At 75.0% G+C, this 5,296-nt stretch carries 2 protein-coding genes; one reads left to right on the forward strand and one right to left on the reverse strand.

What is annotated here, in order from left to right; translation table 11 throughout:
• Window positions 1-229: 229 nt before the first annotated feature.
• Window positions 230-3,229, forward strand: a complete 3,000-nt coding sequence (locus DQW06_RS11585) for an AAA family ATPase (protein ID WP_013151977.1) — start codon at window positions 230-232, stop codon at window positions 3,227-3,229.
• 152 nt (window positions 3,230-3,381) lie between these two features.
• Here the strand turns inward: DQW06_RS11585 and DQW06_RS11590 are convergent, their stop codons facing one another.
• Window positions 3,382-5,154, reverse strand: coding sequence for an NAD+ synthase (locus tag DQW06_RS11590; RefSeq protein ID WP_013151976.1), 1,773 nt, complete (start codon window positions 5,152-5,154; stop codon window positions 3,382-3,384).
• Window positions 5,155-5,296: the final 142 nt, after the last annotated feature.

Here is a 5,296-nt window from a genome sequence, read left to right on the forward strand (position 1 = left end):
CACCCGCGGGCTCGGAGCCGGACCGGCCGGAGCCGAGGACGTGATCCCCGGGCCGGTTCCCGTGCCCCAGCGGGAGCCAGCGATCGGAACCGGACCGGTGCCGCTGTCGGGGCGCGGGCCGGGAGGCGGAACCGGGCCCGACTCGTCCACGCGTCATGCGGCGGCGGGCAGGCGGGCGGCGGGCGAAAACCCCCTGGAAAGGCCGCACATGACGGGCATAATGGGCGCTATGCCCGTTCTTGCCGAGAGTCGTACAGTTTTCGTGGGCCGCGAGCGCGAACTCCGCCTCCTCCGGGACCACGCCAGACGCTCCCACACCGAGGCGTCCGGAACGGTACTGGTCAGCGGCGACGCGGGCGTGGGCAAGAGCCGCCTGGTCGGCGAGTTCGTCTCGGCCCTGCCCCAGGGAACGGTCTTCGTCGGCGGCTGCCTCCAGCTCGGCGTGGACGGACTGTCCTACGCCCCCTTCACCGCCGTTCTGCGCCAACTCCTGCGCGAGCGCGGACGCGCGGCGTTCGAGGCCGCGGCGCCCGGCGGCACCGGCGAGTTCGCCCGGCTCCTGCCCGAGCTGGGCGAGGTGCCCGTGCTGCGCCCGGAGAACCGGGGCATCCTCTTCGAACAGGTCCTGCGCCTGTTCACCCAGGCCGCCGAGGACGGCGGCGTCACCGTGGTGCTGGAGGACCTGCACTGGGCCGACGGCGCCACCCGCGACCTGCTCGTCTTCCTCGTCCGCAACCTCGACCTGCCTGGCGTGCAGCTCGTGGCCACCTACCGCAGCGACGACCTGCACCGCACCCATCCGCTCCGCCGCCTGCTGCCCGAACTGCGGCGCGCACCCGGGGTCGAGCCGCTGGAGCTGGCGCCGTTCAGCCGCGAGGAGGCCGGTGTCCAGGCCGCCGCGATACGGGGCGCCGACCTCACCGGCCACGAACTGGACCAGCTGTACCGGCGCACCGAGGGCGTCCCGCTGTTCGTGGAGTCGCTGGCCTCCGCGGTCGGCGACCCCTCCGTCGGCGGCCACGACGTGCCCGACCAGTTCCGCGACCTGCTGCTGGAACCGCTGCACCGCTTCGACGACACCGCCCTGTCGGTGTTGCGCGTGGCCTCGGTCGGCGCGGTCTCGGGCAGCATCGAGCATGAGATGCTCTACCACGCGGCCGGGCTGCCCGAACGCGAACTGGAGACCGCGCTGCACACCCTGGTCGACGCCAACACCCTGCGCGCCGACCGAACCGGGTACCGTTTCCGGCACGCCCTGCTGCGCGACGCCGTGCACAGCGACCTGCTGCCCGGCGCCCACGCGCGGCTGCACATGCGCTTCGCCCAGCTCATCGACGAGTACCCCGACTCCGTTCCCTTCGACCGCAGGGCCGCCGAACAGGCCCACCACTACAACGCCGCACAGGAGCTGCCCAGCGCCCTCCAGGCCGCCTGGTGGGCCGCGGTGCGCGCGGGCGACACCCTGGCCTACGGCGAGGAACTGGACATGCTGGAGCGGGTCCTGGCCCTGTGGGACCGCGTCCCCGACGCACGGGAGCGGGTCCAGGGCCGGACCTGGGCCGAGGTGGCCAGCCTCGCGGCGGGGGCCGCCGTGGAGGCGGGCCGCGCCAGGCGCGCCCTCGAACTGGCCGACGAGGCCCTGGCCGCCCTCCCCGAGGACGGGGTCGACGACCACACGCTGACCGTGCGGGCGGGGCTGCTGCGCCGCCGCGGGTTGGCGCGCGCTGCGGACTCCTGCGGCAGCGGGATCACCGACCTGGTCAAGGCCTTGGAGCTGCACCCGCCGCACATGCCGGGGTACGGCCTGCTGCTGTCCATCCTGGCCCGGGAGAGCATGGTGCACCGCGCCGACCGGCGCCACACGCCGGAACAGGAGCGGCTGCGGGAACTGGAGAGGTCCGGCAGGTCGGCGCGCGCGCTGGCGGAGGAGGCCATCGCCCTCGCCGACCCCGCCGAGCAGAGCGGCATGTGCGCGGCCGCCGACGCCCGCATCACCCTGGGCGGCCTGCACATGGACGCGGGCGACCTGGAGGGGGGACGCCCCCTCATCGAGGCCGCCATCCGCTACGCCGCCGAGATCCGCGACCCCGCCCTGGAGGCGCGCGGGGCGGGCAACCTGGGCCACTTCCTACGTGAGCTGGGGCACCACGAGGAGGGCCTGGCCGTCCTGGAGGAGTCCCTGGCCCGGCACGAGGCGATGGGGTGGGCGGCCGTCCACAAGACGTTCAACCACCAGAACCGCGCGGAGATCCACTTCGAGCTGGGGGACCTGGCCAAGGCCCGCGGGATCCTCGAAACGGTCCTGCGCTCCCACCCCTCCAGCAAGCACCGCTTCTACGTCGACGCGGTGCTGGCCCGCACGGCGGCGGCGCAGGGGGACCCGGAGGCGGCGCGCCGGGCCATGAGGGTGTCGGGGCGGGCGGACGCGCTGGCCTCGCACCGGATGAACATCGTGCAGCTGTCCCTGCTGGCGCTGCTGGAGGCGGACCTGGTCGCGGGGGACGTGGACGACGCGCTCGTCCTGGCCGAGCGGACGCTGGAGCGGCTGGTCCTGGAGTCCGCGCACGGGTACACGTGGCCGATGGCGGAGGCGATGGCCGAGGCCGCCCGGAGGGGCGCGGCGCCGGACCGCCCGGAGGGGACGGCGGAGCGGGCGCGCCGGGTGCGGGACCTGGTGGCCGCGCTGGTGGCGCCGATGCCCGCCCACGGGACGGCGCAGCACGCCTACCGGGTGTCCGTCGGGGCGCACCTCTCCGAGGCGGACGGCGCGGGACCGGACGCGCTGCTGGAGCGGTGGCGCGAGTCGGTGGCGGCCTGGGAGGCCACGCCGATGCGGCTGCACCTGGCCCGGGCCCGGCTGCGGGCCGCCGAGGCGGCCGTGGCGGTCGGGCGGCGGGAGCGGGCCGTGACGTGGGTGCGCCAGGCGCACGCCACGGCACGGGAGTGCGGAGCGGCGCCGCTGGCCGGCGCCGCCGCGGACCTGGCGCGCAGGATGGGCTCCGGTCTGGAGGAGGACGCGGCCCCGCCCGCCGTCCCCGCCGGGCTGACGGCGCGCGAGACGGAGGTGGCGCGGCTGCTGGTGGTGGGCAGCACCAACGCCCAGATCGCCGAGCGGCTGTTCATCACGGCCAAGACCGCGAGCGTGCACGTGTCCAACATCCTGGCCAAGCTCGACGTGCCCAACCGGGCCGCGGCCGGGGTGCGGCTGCGGGAGCTGGGCCTGGCCTAGGAGCGGGTTCCGCGCCCGAACCCGGCCCCACGCACACCGGACCCGGAACAGGGAGCGGCGAGGGCGCGGGCACACCGCCTTCACCGGCTCCGCGCCGCGGGTCGTGCTCCGGGACCGGTGCGGGCGCACCGGAGGGGCGGGCGAAACGCGGTTCAGACCGTCCAGCGGTTGGTGATGGGCACGCGGCGGTCCCGGCTGAGGTTGCGCGCGCTGATCTTGGTGCCCGGCGCGGACTGGCGGCGCTTGTACTCGGCGCGGTCCACCATGCGGATGACCCGGCGCACCAGCTCGGGGTCGTATCCGGCGAAGACCAGTTCGGCCTCCCCCTTGTCCGTGCCGACGTAGGCGTCCAGGACGGCGTCGAGCTGTGTGTAGTCGGGCAGGGAGTCGGTGTCCAGCTGGTCGGGGCGCAGTTCGGCGCTGGGCGGCTTGGAGATGGAGTTCTCCGGGATGGGCGGGGTCTGCCCCAGCCGGACGGCCTCCTCGTTGCGCCAGCGGGCCAGCTCCCAGACCAGGGTCTTCCAGCAGTCCTTGATGGGAGCGAACCCGCCCACGGAGTCGCCGTAGAGCGTGGAGTAGCCGGTGGCCGCCTCGCTCTTGTTGCCGGTGGCCAGGACCAGGTGGCCCTCCTCGTTGGACAGCGCCATCAGGAGCGTGCCGCGCACGCGGGCCTGGAGGTTCTCGGCGGCCAGGCCGGTGAGCGGCACGCCCGCCTCCCCAGTGGACCGGGTGAAGGCCTCCACGGCCGGGGCGATGGCGATGGTGCGGGTGGCGAAGCCCTGGCGGCGCGCCAGCTCCTCGGCGTCGCCGACCGAGTGGTCGCTGGAGTGCGCGCTGGGCATGAGCACGCCGTGCACCCGGTCCGCGCCCAGGGCGTCCACCGCGATGGTGGCCACCAGCGCGGAGTCGATGCCGCCCGAGACGCCGACCAGGACCGAGCCGAAGCCGTTCTTGACGGTGTAGTCGCGCAGACCGGTGACCAGGGCGCGGTAGACCTCGCCCGTGTCGGAGAGCGGGTCGGGCCGCGGGGTGACGGTGGCCGCACGCGGCGGGTAAGGAGCGACCGGGTCGGCCGAGACGGTGTGGCGCATGACGCGCAGGCCGTCCACCCGCGCGCCCGGGCCGTCCGGGGCCGGTCCGGCCTCGGGCAGGTCGAGGTCGGCCACCAGGAGGGTCTCGGCGAACTGGGGCGCGCGGGCCACCAGCTCCCCCTCGGAGTCCACGATCAGGGAGTCGCCCTCGAAGACCAGCTCGTCCTGGCCGCCGACCATGTTGACGTAGGCCAGGGCGGCGCCGACCTCGCGGGCGCGGCGCTGGCACAGTTCCAGGCGCACGTCGTCCTTGTGGCGCTCGTAGGGCGAGCCGTTGAGGGAGACCAGGAGGCCGACCCCTGCGGCGCGGGCCGCCGTGACGGGGCCGCCCTCCTGCCACAGGTCCTCGCAGACGGCCAGGGCGACGTCCACGCCGCGGACCCGGACCACGGAGAGGGTGTCGCCGGGGACGAAGTTGCGGAACTCGTCGAACACGCCGTAGTTGGGCAGGTGGTGCTTGGCCGAGGAGAGGACGACGCCGCCGCGGTGCAGGACGGCGACGGAGTTCTGCGGTGCCCCGGCGGGCTGGCCGTAGCGGGCGCCCGGACCCTCGCGGCGGGAGAGGTACCCCACCACGACGGGGAGTTCTCCCAGACCCTCCCGGGCCAGGTCGGCGGCCAGGGCTCGGGTGGCCTTGATCGAGGCCGACACGAAGGAGTTGCGCAGCGCCAGGTCCTCGACCGGGTAGCCGGTGACGACCATCTCCGGGAGGACGACCAGGTGGGCGCCCTCCTCGGCGGCCCTGCGCGCGGAGTCGACGACGAGGGACAGGTTGCCGTCCAGGTCGCCCGTGGTGGGGTTGACCTGGGCCAGTGCGATTCTGAGCTGTGCCACGGGCCCGAGCCTAGCCGCAGGATGTTTCCGGAGCGGTAGGACCGGCGTGCCCGGGCACGGAGCACGGCTGTCCGGGGTACGAAGGCGCACACACCGGAGACGGCTGGCAGGGGCGCGGGGGCGCTCACGCCGGGGTCGGCGG

Origin of the sequence: Nocardiopsis sp. TNDT3 (assembly GCF_003427465.1) — a bacterium.
In the GTDB taxonomy this organism is placed as follows: domain Bacteria; phylum Actinomycetota; class Actinomycetes; order Streptosporangiales; family Streptosporangiaceae; genus Nocardiopsis; species Nocardiopsis dassonvillei.